Source organism: Tannerella forsythia (assembly GCF_003860135.1).
GTDB lineage: Bacteria > Bacteroidota > Bacteroidia > Bacteroidales > Tannerellaceae > Tannerella > Tannerella forsythia_A.
The window spans coordinates 1-492 of sequence record NZ_RQYN01000162.1; the positions used below are offsets into that span (position 1 = coordinate 1).

General features: G+C 39.6%; 1 protein-coding gene. It reads left to right on the forward strand.

The window, feature by feature from the left end; genetic code table 11:
- The coding region (locus tag EII41_RS13790) for a transposase (RefSeq protein ID WP_221620744.1) at positions 1-391 on the forward strand (391 nt) is incomplete at its 5' end.
- Positions 392-492 lie beyond the last annotated feature (101 nt).

Below are 492 nucleotides of genomic sequence, written 5' to 3' on the forward strand. Positions count from 1 at the left end.
ATGGAAACATCCCCCCGCACAAGACGCTTACAAGCGATATTTTTCCAAATTCAACGCCAAGACCAATTTGGAAGTTGCTCGTCACTTCTTTGGTTGGTTTTTCAAGAATTTGAATATCAACTATTTTACATTAGATATTGATTCTTCGGTCATTACTCGTTATGGGGAACAGGATGGCGCTACAAAAAGCTATAATCCCAAGAAAAAGGGCAGAAAAAGTCATCATCCCCTCATTGCGTTTGTCAATGATATAAAAATGGTCGCCAATTTTTGGCTTCGTAGCGGAAACACGAATGCTTCCCATCATTTCATTGGTTTTTTGGAAGAGACTTTAGCCATGTTTGATGGCAAAAAAGTCGGCTTGGTACGACTTGACAGCGGTTTTTGCTAGAGGGAAATATATTTGACTGTTTGGAAGAAAAATCTTTACCCTACATTGTTGCAGCCCGATTTACACACCCCATTCAACACCTGATAGACAAACAGGATTTT